Source organism: Pseudomonas sp. M20 (genome assembly GCF_045037865.1).
Lineage (GTDB): Bacteria > Pseudomonadota > Gammaproteobacteria > Pseudomonadales > Pseudomonadaceae > Aquipseudomonas.
In genome coordinates this window covers 3,583,890-3,603,650 of sequence record NZ_CP173611.1, presented here as the reverse complement: position 1 = coordinate 3,603,650, position 19,761 = coordinate 3,583,890, and the positions used below count along the sequence as shown (strand labels likewise).

General features: G+C 59.3%; 19 protein-coding genes. 4 read left to right on the top strand and 15 right to left on the bottom strand.

Features of this window, described 5'->3' with window-relative positions; all coding sequences use genetic code 11:
• Position 1: 1 nt before the first annotated feature.
• From ccoP (ACI514_RS15920) to ccoN (ACI514_RS15885), 8 genes are all read right to left on the bottom strand, one after another.
• Positions 2 to 985 carry a cytochrome-c oxidase, cbb3-type subunit III gene (gene ccoP, locus ACI514_RS15920; RefSeq protein WP_007917163.1) on the bottom strand — a complete coding sequence of 328 codons (984 nt, stop codon included), beginning with the start codon at positions 983 to 985 and terminating at the stop codon, positions 2 to 4.
• The gene (locus ACI514_RS15915) at positions 982 to 1,167 is read right to left on the bottom strand and encodes a CcoQ/FixQ family Cbb3-type cytochrome c oxidase assembly chaperone (RefSeq protein WP_003175465.1); all 186 of its coding nucleotides are present in this window, start codon (positions 1,165 to 1,167) and stop codon (positions 982 to 984) included. Before ACI514_RS15915 ends, ccoP (ACI514_RS15920) begins: the two co-directional genes overlap by 4 nt.
• Positions 1,168 to 1,172: 5 nt before the next feature.
• Positions 1,173 to 1,781 (bottom strand): cytochrome-c oxidase, cbb3-type subunit II, encoded by a 609-nt coding sequence (gene ccoO / locus ACI514_RS15910; RefSeq protein ID WP_160057092.1) that lies wholly within the window; start codon positions 1,779 to 1,781, stop codon positions 1,173 to 1,175.
• Positions 1,781 to 3,223 (bottom strand): cytochrome-c oxidase, cbb3-type subunit I, encoded by a 1,443-nt coding sequence (ccoN, locus tag ACI514_RS15905; protein WP_007917159.1) that lies wholly within the window; start codon positions 3,221 to 3,223, stop codon positions 1,781 to 1,783. Before ccoN (ACI514_RS15905) ends, ccoO (ACI514_RS15910) begins: the two co-directional genes overlap by 1 nt.
• A 482-nt stretch (positions 3,224 to 3,705) precedes the next feature.
• On the bottom strand, positions 3,706 to 4,659 hold the full coding sequence (gene ccoP, locus ACI514_RS15900) for a cytochrome-c oxidase, cbb3-type subunit III (RefSeq protein WP_405122011.1): 954 nt from the start codon (positions 4,657 to 4,659) through the stop codon (positions 3,706 to 3,708).
• Positions 4,656 to 4,871: a cbb3-type cytochrome c oxidase subunit 3 gene (locus ACI514_RS15895; RefSeq protein ID WP_053118838.1), complete on the bottom strand. Its 216-nt coding sequence runs from the start codon at positions 4,869 to 4,871 to the stop codon at positions 4,656 to 4,658. The genes ccoP (ACI514_RS15900) and ACI514_RS15895 overlap by 4 nt, the downstream gene beginning before the upstream one ends.
• Before the next feature lie 5 nt (positions 4,872 to 4,876).
• Complete coding sequence (gene ccoO / locus ACI514_RS15890; protein WP_003223389.1) at positions 4,877 to 5,485, bottom strand: cytochrome-c oxidase, cbb3-type subunit II; 609 nt, start codon at positions 5,483 to 5,485, stop codon at positions 4,877 to 4,879.
• A 10-nt stretch (positions 5,486 to 5,495) separates the two neighbouring features.
• Positions 5,496 to 6,920 carry a cytochrome-c oxidase, cbb3-type subunit I gene (gene ccoN, locus ACI514_RS15885; protein ID WP_077571869.1) on the bottom strand — a complete coding sequence of 475 codons (1,425 nt, stop codon included), beginning with the start codon at positions 6,918 to 6,920 and terminating at the stop codon, positions 5,496 to 5,498.
• 95 nt (positions 6,921 to 7,015) lie between these two features.
• Here ccoN (ACI514_RS15885) and ACI514_RS15880 point away from each other — a divergent pair, with 95 nt between their 5' ends.
• Complete coding sequence (locus ACI514_RS15880; RefSeq protein WP_405122010.1) at positions 7,016 to 7,696, top strand: alpha/beta family hydrolase; 681 nt, start codon at positions 7,016 to 7,018, stop codon at positions 7,694 to 7,696.
• 1,268 nt (positions 7,697 to 8,964) lie between these two features.
• Positions 8,965 to 9,330 carry a DUF6124 family protein gene (locus ACI514_RS15875; RefSeq protein WP_016983499.1) on the top strand — a complete coding sequence of 122 codons (366 nt, stop codon included), beginning with the start codon at positions 8,965 to 8,967 and terminating at the stop codon, positions 9,328 to 9,330.
• A 727-nt stretch (positions 9,331 to 10,057) separates the two neighbouring features.
• On the opposite strand, the gene ACI514_RS15870 is transcribed toward ACI514_RS15875, so the two are convergent.
• From ACI514_RS15870 to inhA, 3 genes are all read right to left on the bottom strand, one after another.
• Complete coding sequence (locus ACI514_RS15870; protein ID WP_007917140.1) at positions 10,058 to 11,623, bottom strand: PAS domain-containing methyl-accepting chemotaxis protein; 1,566 nt, start codon at positions 11,621 to 11,623, stop codon at positions 10,058 to 10,060.
• Positions 11,624 to 11,725: 102 nt separating this feature from the next.
• Positions 11,726 to 12,517 (bottom strand): CPBP family intramembrane glutamic endopeptidase, encoded by a 792-nt coding sequence (locus ACI514_RS15865; protein ID WP_405122009.1) that lies wholly within the window; start codon positions 12,515 to 12,517, stop codon positions 11,726 to 11,728.
• A 230-nt stretch (positions 12,518 to 12,747) separates the two neighbouring features.
• Positions 12,748 to 13,434 carry an isonitrile hydratase gene (gene inhA, locus ACI514_RS15860; protein ID WP_405122008.1) on the bottom strand — a complete coding sequence of 229 codons (687 nt, stop codon included), beginning with the start codon at positions 13,432 to 13,434 and terminating at the stop codon, positions 12,748 to 12,750.
• Between the two features lie 90 nt (positions 13,435 to 13,524).
• Here inhA and ACI514_RS15855 point away from each other — a divergent pair, with 90 nt between their 5' ends.
• Together ACI514_RS15855 and ACI514_RS15850 are read left to right on the top strand one after the other, a co-directional pair.
• Entirely contained in the window at positions 13,525 to 14,508 is a 984-nt protein-coding gene (locus ACI514_RS15855; protein WP_405122007.1) for a GlxA family transcriptional regulator, read from the top strand.
• A gap of 75 nt (positions 14,509 to 14,583) precedes the next feature.
• On the top strand, positions 14,584 to 15,216 hold the full coding sequence (locus tag ACI514_RS15850) for a hypothetical protein (protein ID WP_160057100.1): 633 nt from the start codon (positions 14,584 to 14,586) through the stop codon (positions 15,214 to 15,216).
• Here ACI514_RS15850 and ACI514_RS15845 read toward each other — a convergent pair.
• The 4 genes from ACI514_RS15845 to ACI514_RS15830 form a co-directional block, all read right to left on the bottom strand.
• Complete coding sequence (locus tag ACI514_RS15845; RefSeq protein WP_405122006.1) at positions 15,188 to 15,577, bottom strand: hypothetical protein; 390 nt, start codon at positions 15,575 to 15,577, stop codon at positions 15,188 to 15,190. The genes ACI514_RS15850 and ACI514_RS15845 overlap by 29 nt on opposite strands.
• Positions 15,578 to 15,888: 311 nt before the next feature.
• Positions 15,889 to 17,715 (bottom strand): glycoside hydrolase family 15 protein, encoded by a 1,827-nt coding sequence (locus ACI514_RS15840; RefSeq protein WP_405122005.1) that lies wholly within the window; start codon positions 17,713 to 17,715, stop codon positions 15,889 to 15,891.
• Positions 17,708 to 18,508, bottom strand: a complete 801-nt coding sequence (locus ACI514_RS15835; protein ID WP_405122004.1) for a glucose 1-dehydrogenase — start codon at positions 18,506 to 18,508, stop codon at positions 17,708 to 17,710. The genes ACI514_RS15840 and ACI514_RS15835 overlap by 8 nt, the downstream gene beginning before the upstream one ends.
• 91 nt (positions 18,509 to 18,599) lie before the next feature.
• Positions 18,600 to 19,601 (bottom strand): family 2 encapsulin nanocompartment cargo protein terpene cyclase, encoded by a 1,002-nt coding sequence (locus tag ACI514_RS15830; RefSeq protein ID WP_405122003.1) that lies wholly within the window; start codon positions 19,599 to 19,601, stop codon positions 18,600 to 18,602.
• Positions 19,602 to 19,761: the final 160 nt, after the last annotated feature.

Here is a 19,761-nt window from a genome sequence, read left to right as displayed (position 1 = left end):
CCTATTCGGCGTTCGCTTCCGGTGCTTTTTCACCGTGAGACAGGCTGTAAACGTAAGCCGCCAGCAGGTGCACCTTGTCGTTGCCTTGCAGTTGTTCCTGCGCAGGCATCTGGCCCTGACGGCCGTAACGAATGGTCTGCTGCAGTTGCGCAAAGCTCGAACCGTAGATGAAAGCACCCGGGTGAGTCAGGTCAGGCGCGCCCATGGCGGGAGTGCCTTTGCCGGCCGGACCGTGGCACGCCACGCAGTTGGCGGCGAACAGTTTGCCGCCGTTGGCCGGATCAGCCTTGGTGCCTTCCGGCAGCTTGCGGCCATCCAGATTGGTCACGACAAAAGCTGCCACGTCGGCAACGCCTTGCTCGCCAATCACTTCAGCCCAGGCCGGCATCACCGCGTGGCGACCGCCCATGATAGTGGTCTTGATGGTTTCCGGCTCGCCGCCCCAGCGCCAGTCGGCGTCGGTCAGGTTAGGGAAACCGTAAGCGCCCTTGGCGTCGGAACCGTGGCACACCGAGCAGTTGGAGGCGAACAGGCGGCCACCCATTTTCAGTGCTTGTGGATCCTTGGCGACTTCTTCGATTGGCATCGCGGCGAACTTGGCGAAGATCGGACCGAATTTGGCGTCCGAGCGAGCCATTTCCTTTTCCCACTCGTGTACGCCGGTCCAGCCGGTCTGGCCGTTGGCGAACGCGGTCTGTTTGTCGTTATCAAGGTAGTTGTAGCCCGGCAGCAGGCCTTTCCAGTTGCCCAGGCCCGGGTACAGCACCAGGTAACCCAAGGCAAAAATGATGGTGCCGACAAACAGCATGAACCACCATTTCGGCAGTGGGTTGTCGTACTCCTCGATCCCGTCGAAGGAGTGCCCGACCGTCTCGTCCGTCTGTTCGCTGCGCTGGCCCTTGCGGGTCGACAGCAGCAGCCAGGTCAGGGCGAAGATCGTACCGAGACTGAGGACTGTGACGTACAGACTCCAGAATGTAGTCATTCTTTGTTACTCCTAGAAGCTTGCTCGACGTGCTTGATGGCTTCGGGATCATCCGCAAAAGGCAACAAGGTCGCGTCTTCAAACTCCGACTTGCGCTTGGGGCTGAACACCCACAACGCCAGACCGATGAAGGCCACCATCACGACAACGGTGCCCAGGCCACGAATCATCCCGATATCCATCTAATTCACCGTTTGCTTTTGATGATGGTGCCCAGGCCTTGCAGGTAGGCCACCAGCGCGTCCATTTCGGTTTTGCCCTTCACGGCATCCTTGGCACCGGCGATGTCTTCGTCGGTGTAAGGGACGCCGAGCGTGCGCAAGACTTCCATTTTTTTGGCCGTCTCTTTGCCGTCGAGCTTGTTTTCCACGAGGAACGGGTAAGCCGGCATTTTCGACTCAGGCACTACGTTGCGCGGGTTGTACAAGTGCGCACGTTGCCAGTCATCGGAGTAACGACCGCCGACACGGGCCAGGTCCGGACCGGTACGTTTGGAGCCCCACAGGAACGGGTGGTCCCAGACGCTTTCACCGGCAACCGAGTAGTGGCCGTAGCGTTCGGTTTCAGCACGGAACGGACGGATCATCTGCGAGTGGCAGCCGACACAACCGTTGGCGATGTAAACGTCGCGGCCTTCCAGCTCCAGTGCCGAACGCGGCTTCATGCCTTCGACCGGCTTGTTGGTGACGTCCTGGAAAAACAGCGGAACGATTTGGGTCAGGCCGCCAACGCTGACGGCGATGACCATGAAGAAGGCCAGCAGGCCAATATTCTTCTCGACAGCTTCATGCTTCATCAGTGAGCTCCAACGACAGCGATCTGGGCAGCGGCTTCGGCTTCAGCCGGGTTCGAGGCGCGCACGGTGCGCCAGACGTTGTAAGCCATCAGGAACATGCCGCTGGCGAAGAAAGCACCGCCCAAGGCACGCACGATGTAACCCGGGTGGCTGGCTTGCAGTGCTTCAACGAACGAGTAGGTGAGGGTGCCGTCGTCGTTGATTGCACGCCACATCAGGCCCTGAGTGATGCCGTTGACCCACATCGAAGCGATATACAACACAGTGCCGATGGTCGCGAGCCAGAAGTGCGCGTTGATCAAGCCGACACTGTGCATCTGCGCACGGCCGAACAGACGCGGGATCATGTGGTAGATCGCGCCGATCGAGATCATCGCCACCCAGCCGAGAGCGCCGGCGTGTACATGGCCGATGGTCCAGTCGGTGTAGTGCGAGAGCGAGTTGACGGTCTTGATCGCCATCATCGGACCTTCGAAGGTCGACATGCCGTAGAACGCCAGGGATACCACGAGGAAACGCAGGATCGGGTCGGTGCGCAGCTTATGCCAGGCACCCGACAGGGTCATCATGCCGTTGATCATGCCGCCCCAGCTTGGCGCCAGGAGGATGATCGACATCGCCATGCCTAGCGATTGTGCCCAATCCGGCAGTGCGGTGTAGTGCAAGTGGTGCGGGCCGGCCCAGATGTACAGGGTGATCAGTGCCCAGAAGTGCACGATCGACAGGCGATAAGAGTAGATCGGACGCTCGGCCTGTTTCGGCACGAAGTAATACATCATCCCGAGGAAACCGGTGGTGAGGAAGAAGCCCACCGCGTTGTGGCCGTACCACCACTGGATCATCGCGTCGGTCGCGCCCGAGTAGGCAGAGTAGGACTTGAACAGGTTCACCGGCAGCGACATGTGGTTGACGATGTGCAGCATCGCGGTCACGACGATGAAGGCACCGTAGAACCAGTTACCCACGTAGATGTGCTTGGTTTTGCGCTTGGTGATGGTGCCGAAGAACACCAGACCGTAAGTGACCCAGACAATGGCCAGCAAAATGGCGATCGGCCATTCCAGTTCCGCGTATTCCTTGGTGGTGGTGTAACCCAGCGGCAAGGTAATGATCGCGCCGACAATCACCGCTTGCCAGCCCCAGAAGGTGAAGGCCGCGAGGCTGTCGGAAATCAGTCGCGTCTGGCAGGTTCGCTGCACGACATAGTAGGAAGTGGCGAATAGTGCACAACCACCGAAGGCGAAAATCACCAGGTTTGTGTGCAACGGGCGCAGGCGTCCAAAGCTCGTCCACGGCAGACCGAAGTTCAACTCCGGCCAGACCAGTTGCGAGGCGATGAAGACACCGAGCCCCATGCCAAGGATCCCCCAGACCACCGTCATGATGGCGAACTGGCGGACTACCTTATAGTTATAAGCAGTCGGACTGATTGCTGTGCTCATTCTAAGGTTCCACGGTTTGGGTGTTTTATTAGGATTAAAATCGGCCGCAAGTATGCAGAGAGCAGGGGGTCATTGCAACGCGCCATGACCTGGGTCAATGCTTTCCAACGCTGATTCTGCGGCCTTTCCATGCGCCGCGTAAGGACAAAATCGGCCTCGGACAAAATGTCGCAGCGGACGAAAAAAGCGAGGGGTTCAGGTCGCTTGTAACGGGGTGTGTTCAAACGCTCGGTTCGGGTGACGGATGGCAAATGGCACGACAGCCGGTATCTACCGGCGTTTGCGGCCACATCAGTCAGCCGGTTCGCGGAACACAGCAGTCAGCGTTGACCTGGAACCGGCACAAGCCAGTCCGCATCGAGCAAGCGTAGACCCGAATCCGGGGAACCGAAAGGAGAGGGTGTGAAGGGGTGCGACAATGCGTCGCAAAGGGGCTGGATGCTGCCGCACCGAGAATGGTGCGGCAGATGTGTACGCAATACTTACTTTTTCTTGTCTTCAGTAATCAGTTTTTCTGTATTCAATACGTGCGACAGGCTGTACACATAAGCGGCCAGCAATTGCACTTTATCGTTACCCAGCAGTTCGTTCTGCGCCGGCATATGGCCCTGACGACCGTGGCGAATGGTCTGCTCGAGTTGAGTCAGGCTGGTGCCATAGATAAACCCGGCCGGGTGCGTCAGATTCGGCGCGCCCATGGCTTCAGTGCCGTGACCGGTTGCCCCATGACAGGCCACGCAAGTGGTGCTAAATGCCTGCTGCCCCGCTTGCAGATCAGCCTTGCTGTCGGCGGGCAGCGGCAGGCCGGCGAGTTCGTGACGCACATAGGCGGCCACGTTCTTCACCCCGGCTTCGCCCAAAACTTCGCCCCAGGCCGGCATCGCCGCCATCCGGCCACCCATGATGGTGGTTTTGATGGTGTCGGCGTCGCCGCCCCAGCGCCAGTCGCTGTCGGCAAGGTTAGGGAAACCGAACGCGCCTTTGGCATCGGAACCGTGGCACACCGAGCAATTGGAAGCGAACAAGCGGCCACCCATTTTCAGCGCCTGCGGGTCCTTCGCCACTTCTTCCAGCGGCATGGCGGCGAACTTGGCGAAGATCGGGCCGAACCTGGCGTCAGCCTTGTTCATCTCCTTTTCCCACTCGTGCACGCCGGTCCAGCCATCCTCGTAACCCGGCAGGATGCCTTTCCAGTTGCCCAGGCCCGGATAAAGGATCAAATAGCCCACGGAAAACACCAGGGTGCCGGCGAACAGCATGAACCACCACTGCGGCAGCGGGTTGTCGTACTCCTCGATGCCGTCGAAGCTGTGGCCCATGGTCTGGTCGACGCTGCCCTTGGTTTCGCCCCGGCGGGTGCCGATCAGCAGCCACGTCAGGCCGATCAGGCTGCCGATGGTCAGTACGCAGATCCACGTACTCCAGAAGGTGGTCATGGCCGGGTACTCCTTGGTTCAGGTGCTTGGGTTGTTTCAAATGCTGGGGTAGTTTCGGGTTGTGGCTCGTCGGCGAACGGCAGCAGACGTGCTTCAGCGAACTCCGGGGTGCGCTTGCGGTTGAACACCCACAAGGTCAAGCCGACGAACGCTACAAACACGACAACGGTGCCTAAACCACGGATCAGCCCTGCGCTCATTTCAAAGACCATCGTGCTCACCTCTTGCTCTTGATCGCAGTGCCGAGCACTTGCAGGTAAGAAACGAGGGCGTCCATTTCGGTCTTGCCCTTGAGGCTGGCCACCGCGCCGCTGATGTCGTCGTCGGTGTACGGCACGCCGAGGGTGCGCATGGTCTTGAGCTTGGTTTCGGTGTGGCTGCTGTCGACCGCTTGCGTGACCAGCCACGGGTAGGCCGGCATTTTCGATTCCGGTACGACGTTGCGCGGGTTGTACAAGTGCGCGCGGTGCCAGTCATCCGAGTAACGGGCGCCGACCCGGGCCAGATCCGGACCGGTACGTTTCGACCCCCACAGGAACGGGTGATCCCAAACGCTTTCGCCCGCTACCGAGTAGTGCCCGTAGCGTTCGGTTTCGGCGCGGAACGGCCGGATCATCTGCGAGTGGCAACCGACGCAGCCTTCGCGGATATAGATGTCGCGGCCTTCCAGTTGCAGCGCGGTGTAGGGTTTCATGCCTTCCACCGGTTTGTTGGTGACGTCCTGGAAGAACAGCGGGACGATCTGGGTCAGGCCGCCGATGCTCACGGCGAACACCATGAGCAACATCAACAGGCCGACGTTCTTTTCAATCGTTTCGTGTTTCATGGCGGACTCCTCAGGCCATCTGCGCGGCAGCAACGACGTCAGCAGGCTGCGAGGCCCGCACGGTGCGCCAGGTGTTGTAAGCCATCAGGAACATGCCGCTGAGGAAGATCGCCCCACCAATCAGCCGCACGACGAAGCCTGGGTGGCTGGCCACCAGGGTTTCGACGAAGGAGTAGGTCAGCGTGCCGTCCTCGTTGACTGCCCGCCACATCAGGCCCTGGGCGATGCCGTTGACCCACATCGACGCGATGTAGAGCACGGTGCCGATGGTTGCGAGCCAGAAGTGCGCGTTGATCAAACCGACGCTGTGCATCTGCGTTTTGCCGAAGATTTTCGGGATCATGTGGTACAGCGCGCCGATGGAAATCATCGCCACCCAACCGAGGGCGCCGGCGTGTACGTGGCCGATGGTCCAGTCGGTGTAGTGGGAGAGGGCGTTGACGGTTTTGATCGCCATCATCGGACCTTCGAAAGTCGACATGCCGTAGAACGCCAGCGAGACCACAAGGAAGCGCAGGATCGGGTCGCTGCGCAACTTATGCCAGGCGCCCGAGAGGGTCATCATGCCGTTGATCATGCCGCCCCAGCTCGGCGCCAGCAGAATCAGCGACATCACCATCCCCAGCGACTGCGCCCAGTCCGGCAGCGCGGTGTAGTGCAAGTGGTGCGGGCCGGCCCAGATGTACAGGGTGATGAGTGCCCAGAAGTGCACGATCGACAGGCGATACGAATACACCGGACGCTCGGCCTGTTTCGGCACGAAGTAGTACATCATCCCGAGGAAACCGGCGGTGAGGAAAAAGCCTACGGCGTTGTGGCCGTACCACCATTGCACCATCGCGTCGGTTGCACCGGCGTACACCGAGTACGACTTGGTGAAACTCACCGGCAACTCAAGGTTGTTGACGATGTGCAGAATCGCCACGGTGATGATGAACGCGCCGAAGAACCAGTTGCCCACATAGATGTGCTTGGTCTTGCGCTGCATGATCGTGCCGAAGAACACGATGGCGTAGGCGACCCAGACGATGGTAATCAGGATGTCGATCGGCCATTCCAGCTCGGCGTATTCCTTGGAACTGGTGTAACCCAGCGGCAAGCTGATCGCCGCCAACAGGATCACCAACTGCCAGCCCCAGAAGCAGAACGCGGCGATTTTTGGTGCAAACAATTGGGTCTGGCAGGTGCGTTGCACCGAGTAAAACGAACTGGCGAACAGCGCACAGCCACCGAAGGCGAAGATCACCGCGTTGGTGTGCAGCGGGCGCAGACGGCCGAAACTGGTCCAGGGCAAATTGAAGTTGAGTTCGGGCCAGACCAATTGGGCCGCGAGAAAAACCCCGAGCCCCATGCCGACGATGCCCCACACCACCGTCATAATGGCGAATTGGCGGACCACCTTGTAGTTGTAGGCGGTACTGATAGAAGTGTTCATGGTTCCCCATCCACGGTTCAGCCGAAGTGAGCGCGCGCAAAAGACGCGGCGAATCCTTCGTCTGGAGTTATAGGCAGACTAAAAGCGAGGCAAGCATGGACAAACAGCACAAGGCCAGTATTGACGGGGATCAATGGGCGCAGTGCGTGCGTGATCATGGGTGGCTTTGGGATGCCGCCAGTGGTAAGGCTGCGGCGACGTTGATCCTTGCTCACGGTGCTGGTGCGCCGATGGACCGTGACTGGATGAATGACATGGCTGGGCGCCTTGCTGCACTGGGTGTGAACGTGTTGCGGTTTGAGTTTCCGTATATGGCGCAGCGGCGGGTGGATGGGGTTAAACGGCCGCCGAATCCTGCTGGGAAATTGCAGGAATGCTGGCGTGAGGTGTATGCCGAGGTGCGGCGTCATGTCGCTGGGGTTTTGGCCGTTGGCGGGAAGTCTATGGGTGGGCGGATGGCGAGTCTGCTTGCTGATGAGTTGGGGGCTGACGCGTTGGTGTGTCTGGGGTATCCGTTTTATGCGGTGGGGAAGCCGGAGAAACCGCGGGTTGAGCATTTGGCTTCTTTGCAGACTCGGACGTTGATTGTGCAGGGGGAGCGGGATGCGTTGGGCAATCGTGAGGCTGTCGAGGCTTACACTTTGTCACCGAGTATTGAGGTGGCGTGGCTAGTGACCGGGGATCATGACCTCAAGCCATTAAAGGTTTCCGGGTTTACCCATGAACAGCATTTGGCTGCCGCTGCGCAGAAAGTATCCGAATTTCTCAAGGGTTAACCGAGATCCCGAACCGCATAAAGATCGGCTCCCTTTCCCCCTCGCCCCCTTGGGGGAGAGGGCTGGGGTGAGGGGGTAGATCTTGAACGCGACACATTTTTCAATCTGAGTACATATCCATTGCTGCGGTAACGGCCACTTAGGGTTCCGCCCTTACGGCGGGTCACTTTTTACAAACGCCTAAAAAGTAACCAAAAACGCTTGCTCCTACGTCCGGCCCGCTCGCTAAAGCTCGGGGTTCCTTCGCTGCGGGATCGATCCGGGCGCAGCGCCTACGGTTTGCTTCGCTGCACCTCCTCTCGCTGTGTTTGGCTGCGCCAAACGGTCGCTGCGCTCCCACGCCCGGATCAATCCCTCCACTCAGCCTTCCGACGTCGCCCGTGGATCAAGATCAAGAGCAGGCGAGCTGACACTCGGCCTATTGAGTGGTTAAGGGCCAAGCGGTGTTCGGCTATTAATTTGTGTTGTGACTGCCCCTCACCCCAGCCCTCTCCCGAGGGAGAGGGAGCCGATTTGTGAGCTTTTCAAAGCCTGAGTTCAACGCGCTATTGCACGTCGGCGTACCTCTCCCAAACACCGCGATCAGTCCCCTCTCCCTCTGGGAGAGGGCTAGGGTGAGGGGCTTTTGATCTGTTTCAGAATCTGAACTCGACTCGGTATTTCACGTCGGCGTACCTTGCCCAAACGCCTCGGTCAGTCACCTCTCTCTCTGGGAAGGAGAAGAGCCGATTTGTGTGCTTTTCAGTGCTTGAGTTCAACGCGGTATTGCACGTCGGTATACCTTGCCCAAACACCTCGGTTCAGTCCCCTCTCCCTCTGGGAGAGGGTTAGGGTGAGGGGCGATTTCGCTGACACGATAAAAAACTGGAAGCGCTCTCTGTCCAGCATTTCCTGTGCGTAAACATGATTCCGTGAGCGCGTTTAAAGTACACGAACCGTTACGCCATCGGGCCTACAACACCTTGCGCCGTTACCTACGCGTACGCCAGAATCCGCCGGCTTACGCGGCTATAGGCCGGGCTATATCGTTTGCCTGTCACTGCAAATCAGTGATCGGGTTTGGTAGCCCGCTTTAAATTGTCGTTGTTGCGACACCGTCGATGCTGTCTCCTTTTTTGAGATATGGCTTTGTATGGTGGGCATGCGTGGGGCTCCTCTGTGAGCGCCGGGTTACCCAATTTGACCGGTCTACCAACCCGCGCATGGCCGCCACCCGCCGTTTGGTAGCGAGGGTGATGGCTCCCTTTTTTCAAATTGGAGCTTTATCTATGTTCAAAATCACACCAAACCCACCAGTCACCGACCCAGTCCCCCACGACCCCTCACTTGATCCGCAAAAGGTCAAAGAAGCGACTGATCGCGCCCTCGACTACTACCTCCGCCCCGAAGCCCTGGGGGCTCCACCAAGCTCGCCAAAATTTCGCCCCGTCTATCTCGTCGACCCCACGCTGGATGACGAAACCCTGCTGGTCGAGGCTAGCGAGTCGCTTTCATACGCCCATGCCATGGCCGGTAACATCGCCAACTCAATCGGCGGCCCGGAGCGCAAACCGCTGCTGGCGCTGCAACAGGTGATCATGCTCAACGAACTGTTGGTCAATCGACTGCTGGATAAGCTGAAGTTGCCTCAGTAGTTTCGCTGGCTGTTATGGCTTCATCGCGAGCAAGCTCGCTCCCAAATTGAATCTGCGGTGATCACTGATTGAGTGCCCGACAACGATCCCCTGTAGGAGTGAGCCTGCTCGCGATGGCGGCCTGCCAAGCACCATCGATTTCAAACAGGCAATAAAAAACCGGAAGCTTTCGCCGTCCGGGCTTTCAGAATTAAAAGATCGCAGCCTGCGGCAGCTCCTACACAATGGCTTTTTAGGAGCTGTGGCAGGCTGCGATTTTTTTGATTTACTTTGTAATGGGTAGCCTGCCAGTGATCACAAATTTATCGAGCACTTTCTGCCCATCACGGGCGGCTTGTCGAACATCAAGGAATGTCAGTTCATCACGAACTTTCTGTTTTGCGGGTTTTCGAGCAGGGGTTGTATTCATGCTTGCCGGTCTGCGTGATTGAGTAGCGACCGGCAAACGATAGAACCTGGCCTCAACGAGCACCAGTCGGCGCATTCTGGGTGAGTTGTAGGCAGTGTCTGCATTGCTTGAGTGAGATCGTCGTCGGCAGAGAAGGCCTCTTCGTGAGCAGGCTCGCTCCTACAGGGGATTGTCGTCGGACACAAAACTGTGGTCCCAAGCAGTTCCAATGTGGGAGCGAGCTTGCTCGCGAAAGCGGTCTGCCACCATCACTTTCAGACAAGCAACAAAAAACCCGGAAGCTCTCGCTCTCCGGGTTTTTTGTTATCGCCAGTTCAATCAGCGGTTAAACCGCTCCACCAACGAGTACTGCGTATTCGCCGTCTTCGTCAGCTCTTCACTCAGCAACGCCGAGTTATGCGCCTGTTCCGAGGTCTGATCCGCCAGTTCCGAAATATTGCTGATGTTGCGGCTGATCTCCTCAGCCACCGCACTTTGCTCTTCGGTCGCGGCTGCAATCTGCGTGGTCATGTCGGTGATGTTGGCCACCGCTTCACTGATCCCGACCAGCGCCTGATCCGCTTCCAGCACCCGCGCTACACCTTCTTCAGCCTGACGATGCCCGGCTTCCATGGTTTGCACAGCACTCGAAGCTGTCTGTTGCAGCTTGGCGATCAGAGCGTGAATCTGCCCGGTCGATTCGCTGGTGCGTTGCGCCAGTTGGCGTACTTCGTCAGCCACCACAGCAAAACCACGGCCCATTTCACCGGCACGCGCGGCTTCGATCGCAGCGTTCAGAGCGAGCAAGTTGGTCTGGTCGGCGATGCCTTTGATCACATCAACCACGCCGCCGATTTCGTCGCTGTCCTTGGCCAGTTGGGTCACGGTCAGACCGGTTTCCCCAACCACCACGGACAAACGCTGAATGGCTTCGCGGGTTTCGCCGGCGATGTCACGACCGCGACCGGTCAGGCGATTGGCTTCCTGAGTGGCGTCGGCGGTGCGCTGCACGTGGCTCGCCACTTCCTGAGTGGTCGCGGCCATCTGGTTGACGGCGGTGGCGACTTGTTCAGTTTCCACGCGTTGACGTTCCAGGCCGGTCGAGCTGCTGTGTGCCAGTCGGTCGGATTGCTTGGCCTGATCGGTCAGGTGTTCGGCCGTGTCCTGCAGACGGGTCAGGCAGGTTTTCAGGCGTGCTTCCTGGCTGAGGATCGACATTTCCAGACGCGCCTGGGCGCCACGGCTGTCGGTGTACATCTGCGCGATCAGCGGGTCGGAGGTGGTCTGTTCGGCCAGACGCAGCAGGCGCTTGAGCCCGCGTTGCTGCCATTGCAGGCCCATCAGGCCCAGTGGCACCGACAGACCGGCGGCGAGGGCGAAGCCCCACTGCGAGTTCAGGGTCGCGCCGATCACGAAGCTCAACTGGCTGACCAGAATGAACGGAAGCCAGTCTTGCAGCACCGGCAGCCATTTGTCGCTGGAAGGGATCGCCGACTTGCCTTGGTTGATGCGTTGGTAGAGCGCTTCGGCGCGGCGGATCTGTTCGGCGGTGGGTTTGATCCGCACCGACTCGTAACCGACCACCTGATTGCCGTCGAACACCGGTGTTACGTAGGCGTTAACCCAGTAATGGTCACCGGTCTTGCAGCGATTCTTGACAATGCCCATCCATGGCAAGCCTTGTTTCAATGTGCCCCACATGTGCGAAAACACCGCCGCCGGGACGTCTGGGTGACGGACCAGGTTGTGCGGTGCACGGATCAGCTCTTCACGCGAAAACCCGCTGATCTCGACGAAAGCGTCGTTGCAGTAGGTGATCACGCCCTTGGCGTCGGTTGTGGAAATCAACCGCTGCTGAGCCGGGAAAGTCCGTTCGCGTTGTGTAATGGGCTGGTTGTTACGCATGGTTTTTCAATCCGCAAGGCTTTGAAAGGTTGTCGGCGGTGACAGCTTTTTATTGAAATTTTTTTTCAATAATCAGTACGGCGTCGCAAAACGGCGCTTGCTTCAGCCGGCGAGCATCGGATAGGTGAACAAACCGAAATGCAGCAGGTTCAGGCCGAAATGCGTGGCGATTGCCGCGCCGAGCCCGCCAAAACGGTAGGCCAGACCATAGCCGACACCCGCCAGACCCGCCAGCAACACCCAGGTCCAGCCCGCGCCGGCATGCACCAGACCAAACAGCAGCGAGGCCAGCAGCAGGGCGAGGTTTTCACCGTAAGGCAGATGTTTGAAACGCTGGCTGAGGCCGCCCTGTATATAGCCGCGAAACAGCGCTTCTTCGACCAAGGTCACCAGCAGTAGGTTGTTCAGCACCCACAACCATGCCTGATCCGGCCACTTCGGCGCCCAGGCGATCACGCCCAGCAACAGTGCGCCGCCGAGAGCCAGAATCGCACTGAGAGTCAGGGCGAGGGCGGTGGCGTACACGCTCAGACGCAATGAACGGCGCCCGACAATCCACGGGCACACCAGCAGCAGCCAGAAACCAATCAGCGGTTTATCAAGATTCAGGTACATCGCGAACGGCACGGCGTTGTCTGTGAAGCGTTGCGGATCAATGGCGCGACCGTTGGCGAAGCCCGGCAGCCAGTGCAGTGCCAACGCCAAGGCGAGCACGATGAACAGGCCATGGCCGAGAAAACGTGCGACCGGAACCTGTTGCTGGCGAACGGCAAAACCGGCGAACGCCAGCAGCCCCACGGAAATCAAAGCGAGCCAGCCGAGGTGGCCGTAGCTCAGCGCCCATCCATAACCGAGGCTGAGAAGCGCCAGATAGAGCCATGGCAAAGCCTTCATCGAAAGTCCCTGTGCAGAATGTGTGGAGGGGCTTTCTACACGGGTGGGGGCGTGGGGACAAGTGAAGGTGTGGCGGTGATCGGGGACAACCAAAATATCCTTGGTAACCCGATCAACTGTAGGAGTGAGCCTGCTCGCGATTGCGGTGTGTCATTCAACGCAGATGTTGGCGGACCCACCGCAATCGCGAGCAGGCTCACTCCTACAGGGTTTTGTATTTGGCTGACGAATCAGTGCAGATTGAGTTTCGCGGCAGCACGCTCGGTGATTTCCGTGCGCAACTTCAGTGATGGCGCCGCACGCAAACGTGCCTCATCGACAATCGCACCCGGCGCAGTCTCCGGGCTGCCCGCGTTGAACGGCGGCGCTGGGGCATATTCCAATTGCAACTGAATCAGTTGCGCCGTGTCGGCCCCCACCAACTCTTCAGCCAACACCAAGGCAAAATCGATCCCCGCTGTAATTCCGCCACCCGTAAACAGATTGCCGTCACGCACCACCCGATCCTTCACCGCAATCGCCCCCAATGTCGGCAGCAAATCGTGATACGCCCAATGCGTGGTCGCGCGTTTGCCTTGCAGCAGGCCTGCTGCGCCGAGGACCAGCGAGCCGGTGCACACTGAGGTCACATATTTCGCCTGAAGGGCCTGGCGTTTGATGAAGTCCAGCGTCTGCGCGTCTTCCATCAACGGCCCGACACCGCCGCCGCCGGGAATGCAGATCACATCCAGACACGGGCAATCCTCGAACGTGATGGTCGGTTTCAATAGCAGACCGGTGCTGGCGGTCACCGGCATCAGATCCTTCCAGATCAGATGCACCTGCACGCCCGGCAACGAGGCGAGCACGTCGTACGGCCCGGTCAGGTCGAGTTGCTGAACCTGTGGAAACAACAGAAAACCGATCTGCAGCGTCATCGTTCTTGCTCCATGAAAAAGGGGTGGACGGCTTCACTGTAGGCGCGTAGGTTCTGGCGCATACGCCAATAACCCCACGAATTACGCCAAATGCCCAAAGCCATCCACGTACTCGCGTTTGCCAACATGCAGATCCTCGATGTCACCGGGCCGTTGCAGGTGTTCGCCTCGGCCAACGACATCGCCCGTCAGCGCGGCTTGCCGATGCCTTATGCACCGAGTGTGATTGCCAGCGGCGGCGGGGCGGTGATGTCATCGGCGGGTTTGGCGGTGTTGGCTGAGCCGTTGCCCGAAGCGCCCAGCGACACGTTGATCATTGCCGGTGGCTGGGGCATTTATCCCGCCGCCGAAGATGTGCCGCTGGTGGATTGGGTGCGCCAACATGCCGGCAAATGTCGACGCGTGGCCTCCGTGTGTACAGGGGCATTTCTGTTGGCCGCCAGTGGCTGGCTTGATGGCCGCAGAGTGGTCACCCACTGGACCCGCTGCGAACAACTGGCGCAGCAGCACCCGAAACTGCAAGTCGAAGCCAATCCGATTTTCATCAATGACGGCCCGGTGTGGACCTCGGCAGGTGTCACTGCCGGCATCGATCTGGCGCTAGCGATGGTGGAAGAGGACTTGGGCAGCGACATCGCATTGGACGTCGCCCGGCATCTTGTGGTGTTTCTCAAACGTCCGGGCGGACAGTCGCAGTTCAGCGTGACCCTGTCGTTGCAGAATCAGGGCAATCGTTTTGATGAGTTGCACGCGTGGATCGCCGAAAACCTCACCTGCGATCTCGGCATCCCGGCGCTGGCCGAGCAGGCTGGCATGAGCGAACGCAGTTTCGTCCGCCATTACCGCGCCGACACCGGCCAGACCCCGGCGCGGGCGATTGAACTGATCCGCGTCGAAACGGCGCGGCGCTTGCTCAGTGATACTGGTCTGCCGGTCAAACGCATCGCGGCCAATTGCGGGTTTGGCAGTGAAGAGACATTGCGACGAAGTTTTCTGCGCGCGATCGGGGTGACGCCTCAGGCGTATCGGGAGCGGTTTTCGGTTAGCGCTGCAGCAGAACTGGTGATGCCTTGAGCATTTCCGGTGGGGCTTTCTCCGGTTCAGATAGACTGCGCAGCTTATTCTGCCAACCGACTTCAAGGACGATGCATGTCACTCAAATCGCTGCTTGCTCTGCTGGTATTCGTCGGGATGCTGGCCGGTTGCGCTTCGCCGCCCCCGTCACTGCCGGATACCCCGCAACGCCGTGAACTGATGGAGCGCATGTTTGCCAAGTCGACGATCATGCTGTCATTCAAGGAACTCGAAGCACGAGCTGCCGCCGAGCCGGGCGAACGAAAGCGCCAAGTCTCTGCAGATGAGGCAGTGGCCAGCCATAAGAAACAAATGAATGTCGACCTGCCAGCCGCGTACTGGCAGCAGCGCCGCGCAAACCTCGCGCAACTGATCGATGCCAGAGCCAAGGGCGAAGCCATCGGCCTGACGGCTTATAAAGAAAAGTACTTCGAGCAGTTGTCCGAGGCTCCGACGCCCATGCTAGCGGCTCTGGCCGATGCACCGCGAATGGACGCGCTGCCAGAGTTTGCGCTGGTGCTGCCCAATGATCATCAACTCAGTTACTTCTACTTGATGACCGTCGCGGATGAGACGTTCTGGGAAATTGAGCAGTTTTACCAGCACATGGCCGATCTGGATGCCCAGTACGGCGTATGCGCGCTGTACCCGGATTGCTACCGCCCGGACTTCCGCACGGCTAAGCCTCGGCTTCCGCCACCTGATTGAAATACTTCGTCCGATCCGGCGTAAACGTCACCCGCATCTTCGTCCGCGAGCAGGTCAGCGAACGCTCTTCACTCAAATCGATATCCAGATCCTCGCCGCGCAAGCCTTGCCATTGCGCCAGATACTTCAGCGAGCCATATTTTTCGTTTTTCTTCAGGCTACGGCTCACGCCACCCTTCCAGCCGAGCACTGGCAGTTCGCCGGCGAGACATTTTTGCGCGAGGTCGGGGAAGCGGTTGGCGCGTTGGCGGCCGATTTCCCAGCATTTGATCAGGCCTTTGTCCGCGGCTTCCCAGAGTTGGGTGCGGGTCAGGCCGCTGCGAAGAGGCGTGTCGATGGTGCGCTGGACGTGCTGGGACATTCTGGTTCCTTGAATTCGGGTTTTATTGGACAGCTCCGCTGTGCCCGTTGCGGTGGATGGTAGGGGCGGATGTAACGGCTGGCAACAAGGTATTTCGGGGTGTAAGTGCAAGTTACGAGGGTGGCTTTGCGTGGCTTTTGTGAGTTTTTTGCAGGCATTGATTTACACAAAGTGTCGCCGCAGGTAACCGGTGCAGGGGGCAGCGCCGAAATTCGGCGCTGGGTGATGTGTGTGGCGTGTAGTCCGGCTTCCCACAAAAGGCGTTTAAAGTACGATTTATCTGACAGACGCTGACGAAGAACGGGACGACCTCAAGGCTGCCACTCACTCTTTTCCCCGCTCAAGCGTCGATCCAGAAAGCTCGCCGCACTGATCAACGCCAGATGTGTCAACGCCTGTGGCGTATTGCCAAGGTGCCGGCCATGGCTGTCGAATTCTTCGGCATACAACCCGAGCGGGTTGGCATAGCGCAGCAATTGCTCAAACTCCAGATGTGCTTTTTCAACCTGCCCCGCGCGAGCCAGGCATTCGACATACCAGAACGAGCACGCAGCAAAAGCGCCTTCGGTGCCGGCCAGGCCATCGATATTGCTGTCGTCGTTGCGATAGCGATACACCATGCCGTCGCGCACCAGATGTTTTTCAATCGCCTCAAGCGTCGACAGCCAGCGCGGATCCTTGGCGCTGACGAAGCGCACCAACGGCATCAGCAGCATCGAGCCGTCCAGCGCCGTGCCACCCTTGTACTGAACGAAATGCCCGCGCTTTTCATCCCAGAAGTTGTCCCAGATATCCGCGTAGATCGCCTGCCGGGTCTGATCCCATTGCGCGAATGGCGCCGGCAGCGAGCGTTTCGAGGCCAAACGAATAGCCCGGTCCAGCGCTACCCAGCACATCAAACGCGAGTGCAGAAAGTGGTGCTGCTCACCGCGCATCTCCCAAATGCCAACGTCTTTGGTCTGCCACGTCTCACAGACTTGATCGACGACTTCGCGCACGTGTTTCCAGCCCTCGTGGGAAATTGCATCGCCGTATTTGTTGACCAGATACACCGCGTCCATCAGCTCGCCGAAGATATCCAGTTGAATCTGATCGTAAGCGCCGTTGCCGATGCGCACCGGTTGCGCGCCGCCGTGACCGGACAGGTGCGAAAGCTCGGTTTCCGGCAATTCCTGTCGTCCGTCGATGGCGTACAGAATGTTCAACTTCATCGGCTTGCCGCAGCAATCGCTGACCCGTCCGCGCAGCCAGCCCATATAGGCGTTGGCTTCGCCGACAAAGCCCAGGCGCATGAACGCGTACACCGTGAATGACGCGTCGCGGATCCACGTGTAGCGATAATCCCAGTTGCGTTCGCCGCCGGGCGTTTCCGGAAGACCGAAAGTGGCGGCAGCGAGAATGGCTCCGTGTTTGCGCGACGTCAGCAGTTTCAACGCAAGGGCCGAGCGGTTGACCATTTCGCGCCAGCGTCCGCGGTAAATCGACTGTCCGATCCAGTCGCGCCAGAACTTCAGCGTGCGTTCCATGCACAAGTGTCCGGCGCCTTCGGCGAATCGAGGATCATCGGTGGCACCGAGCATGAACGCCGCCGTTTCATCTTGCTTGAGCGTGAATTGCGCCACCGCTGCTTGCGCATCGATCCGCAGCGGCTGGTCCGAAGCCAGGCGCAGTGATGGTTGGCCAGCAGCGCTGAACGTCACGTCTTGTTGATCCATCTCTGCTCGGGTGTCGGCTCGGGCGTAATCGTGGCGCACGGCGCAGCGCATCGTGAAAGTCGCCGAGCCACTTACTACGCGAACCCGCCGCATTAACAGCGGCAGGGCATCGTCACTGTCTCCGATAGGCAACAGGTCGGTGATTTCTACCACCGCACGCTCACTCAGCCAGCGGGTTTGCAGCACATTGGTGTCGGGCAGGTAAATCTGCTCGCGGCGCGCATCGGGCAAGTCCGGCGCCAACTGAAAAATCCCCGCGTCGGGGCTGTCCAGCAACGAACAGAAAATCGACGGGCTGTCGAACTCCGGCCAGCAGAAGAAATCCACGCTACCGCGATCATTGATCAGCGCTGCACTGCGCATGTCACCGATGATGCCGTGGGCATCGATCGGACTTTGTCGTTCCAGGTGATGCTCAGCCATTGCCGCGAAACTCCGGATAGAGGCTCATGCCGCCGTCGATGAACAGGGTGGTGCCGACGATGTAATCGGAGGCATCCGAGGCGAGAAAGACCACGGCGTTGGCGATGTCTTCCGCGTCGCCGATACGGCCGTAGGGGATCAGCTCCAGCAGCTTGTCGCCGGCAGCGCCTTCGGTCGCGTCTTTGTTGATTGCCGTGCGAATCGCCCCCGGCGCGATGCCGTTAATGCGAATGCGTTGATGGCTGACTTCCTGCGCGAGGGTCTGCATCAATTGATCGACGCCACCCTTGGACGCGGCGTAATTGACGTGCCCGGCCCAGGGAATGCGTTGGTGCACTGAACTCATGTGAATGATTTTGCCGGCGGCGCTGGACACGCCTTCGCGAATGCCCTGGCGATTGAAGATGCGCAGGGCGGCGCGGGCACAGAGAAACTGTCCGGTGAGATTGACGCCGATGACCGCGTTCCAGTCGTCGAGGGTCATGTCCACGGCGGCGGCGTCTTTTTGCATCCCGGAATTGGCGATCAGAATATCCAGTGAGCCGAAGGCGTCGAGGGTTTCGGCGAACAGTCGCTCAACGTCGTCTTCCTTCGAGACGTCGGCGCCGATGGCCAGCGCCTGGCCGCCGTCGGCAATGATCTGCCGGGCCAGTGCTTCGGCCGGTTCTGCCTGGCGGTTGTAGTTGATGACCACCGCCGCGCCGGCAGCGGCGAGGGCTTTGGCGGCAGCGTGGCCGATGCCGGAGCTGGCGCCGGTGATCAGGGCTGTTTGTCCGGCGAGGGAAATGTGCATGCAAAGTCGCACCTTGGGTCAGTGGGCTTATTTAGCTGACTGACGTGCGGCGGCGAGAGTTCATCTCGCGATCATGAAAAGATCGACAGCTTCAGACCCGATAGCGCCCACTTGTGCGATGCCATTCGACATTGCCGGCCAGCCAGCTCTTGATTCCGCACAGGTAACGTTTGAGCGGCGCTGATGCGTTCGGCAGTACGGACTGTTCTGCGGCTTCGTACAAATGCATGATTTCTTCGTGAATGGCGGCACTTTGCGCCATGGCTTGTTCGGGCGAGCATTGCTGTTCACGGGTCAACAGCAAAGGCAGGTTGAAATCACCGATCCCGGCCTGCTGTTCTTTCAGCGCCGAAAAAAGATCATTGGCAATGATCGTCGCGCTGGCGGCCAGAGCCGTGACGCGTCGCACATCCGGTGCGCTATACACATTCGCGGGGAGTTCGTAGCCCCCGATGATGTCGATCAACGACAGGCACGGCAGGAAACTGTTGACCTGACGGTGGGCCAGATATTCCCAAAGCGCGGGCGTGAGACCTTCGGTGCGCCAGGCCGCTTCGGCGCTCATGGTCACGAACATGGCGATGATTTCATGGCGTACGCGTGCGACCTGTGCCGGTGTTGCGAGGGCCTCCACCCGCGCCAGATAGCCGCGCAGAGCGACCAATACCGGATCGCTGCTCAATGCCTGCTCAAGACCGGGCCGGAACCGTTCGCTCAAGTACACCGGTTCCAGCGCCGCCAGCGCCACGGACAGGCGCGGGCCGACCATTTTCGGTTCAGATCCCGTTCTCTCATCATCACAGTAGTAATCATCGACAGCGAAGAGGGCGGCAAAACATTGCGCCGCCAGCAACAGCCGAGCCGGATCATCGGTGTCGGTATGACACAGCATGGCGAAGCGGCCGAAGCCCATGGCGCGCACTTTTGCATGGTGTCCTGGAAAAATTCCGACCTGCTCAATCCACGGCATGAGGCGATCATCCACTTCTGCCGCCAGAGAGAGGTCGACTCTAAAGGGCGCAAGTCCATAAAGCTGCGGGACGGTCCAGGGCGATTTCATCGACGATTCCTTCGCGGTTGAGCGCAGGGTCATCAGAGCCCTATTGGCCAAAAAAGGCACCTGTCAGACCTGACAGGTCTGTGCGTTTTGCGACGGATGGTCAACGTCGATCCAGCATCCAACGGAGATTTCCATCGGTCTGGTCAGTTGACACCGGCAGGCTCGCCGGGGCGGCTGAGTCATCTGTTTATCA

Bases quoted from the DNA above. Each gene is read 5' to 3' on its own strand.
- ccoP (WP_007917163.1), bottom strand. From the start codon at position 985: ATGACTACATTCTGGAGTCTGTACGTCACAGTCCTCAGTCTCGGTACG.
- ACI514_RS15915 (WP_003175465.1), bottom strand. From the start codon at position 1,167: ATGGATATCGGGATGATTCGTGGCCTGGGCACCGTTGTCGTGATGGTG.
- ccoO (WP_160057092.1), bottom strand. From the start codon at position 1,781: ATGAAGCATGAAGCTGTCGAGAAGAATATTGGCCTGCTGGCCTTCTTC.
- ccoN (WP_007917159.1), bottom strand. From the start codon at position 3,223: ATGAGCACAGCAATCAGTCCGACTGCTTATAACTATAAGGTAGTCCGC.
- ccoP (WP_405122011.1), bottom strand. From the start codon at position 4,659: ATGACCACCTTCTGGAGTACGTGGATCTGCGTACTGACCATCGGCAGC.
- ACI514_RS15895 (WP_053118838.1), bottom strand. From the start codon at position 4,871: ATGGTCTTTGAAATGAGCGCAGGGCTGATCCGTGGTTTAGGCACCGTT.
- ccoO (WP_003223389.1), bottom strand. From the start codon at position 5,485: ATGAAACACGAAACGATTGAAAAGAACGTCGGCCTGTTGATGTTGCTC.
- ccoN (WP_077571869.1), bottom strand. From the start codon at position 6,920: ATGAACACTTCTATCAGTACCGCCTACAACTACAAGGTGGTCCGCCAA.
- ACI514_RS15880 (WP_405122010.1), top strand. From the start codon at position 7,016: ATGGACAAACAGCACAAGGCCAGTATTGACGGGGATCAATGGGCGCAG.
- ACI514_RS15875 (WP_016983499.1), top strand. From the start codon at position 8,965: ATGTTCAAAATCACACCAAACCCACCAGTCACCGACCCAGTCCCCCAC.
- ACI514_RS15870 (WP_007917140.1), bottom strand. From the start codon at position 11,623: ATGCGTAACAACCAGCCCATTACACAACGCGAACGGACTTTCCCGGCT.
- ACI514_RS15865 (WP_405122009.1), bottom strand. From the start codon at position 12,517: ATGAAGGCTTTGCCATGGCTCTATCTGGCGCTTCTCAGCCTCGGTTAT.
- inhA (WP_405122008.1), bottom strand. From the start codon at position 13,434: ATGACGCTGCAGATCGGTTTTCTGTTGTTTCCACAGGTTCAGCAACTC.
- ACI514_RS15855 (WP_405122007.1), top strand. From the start codon at position 13,525: ATGCCCAAAGCCATCCACGTACTCGCGTTTGCCAACATGCAGATCCTC.
- ACI514_RS15850 (WP_160057100.1), top strand. From the start codon at position 14,584: ATGTCACTCAAATCGCTGCTTGCTCTGCTGGTATTCGTCGGGATGCTG.
- ACI514_RS15845 (WP_405122006.1), bottom strand. From the start codon at position 15,577: ATGTCCCAGCACGTCCAGCGCACCATCGACACGCCTCTTCGCAGCGGC.
- ACI514_RS15840 (WP_405122005.1), bottom strand. From the start codon at position 17,715: ATGGCTGAGCATCACCTGGAACGACAAAGTCCGATCGATGCCCACGGC.
- ACI514_RS15835 (WP_405122004.1), bottom strand. From the start codon at position 18,508: ATGCACATTTCCCTCGCCGGACAAACAGCCCTGATCACCGGCGCCAGC.
- ACI514_RS15830 (WP_405122003.1), bottom strand. From the start codon at position 19,601: ATGACCCTGCGCTCAACCGCGAAGGAATCGTCGATGAAATCGCCCTGG.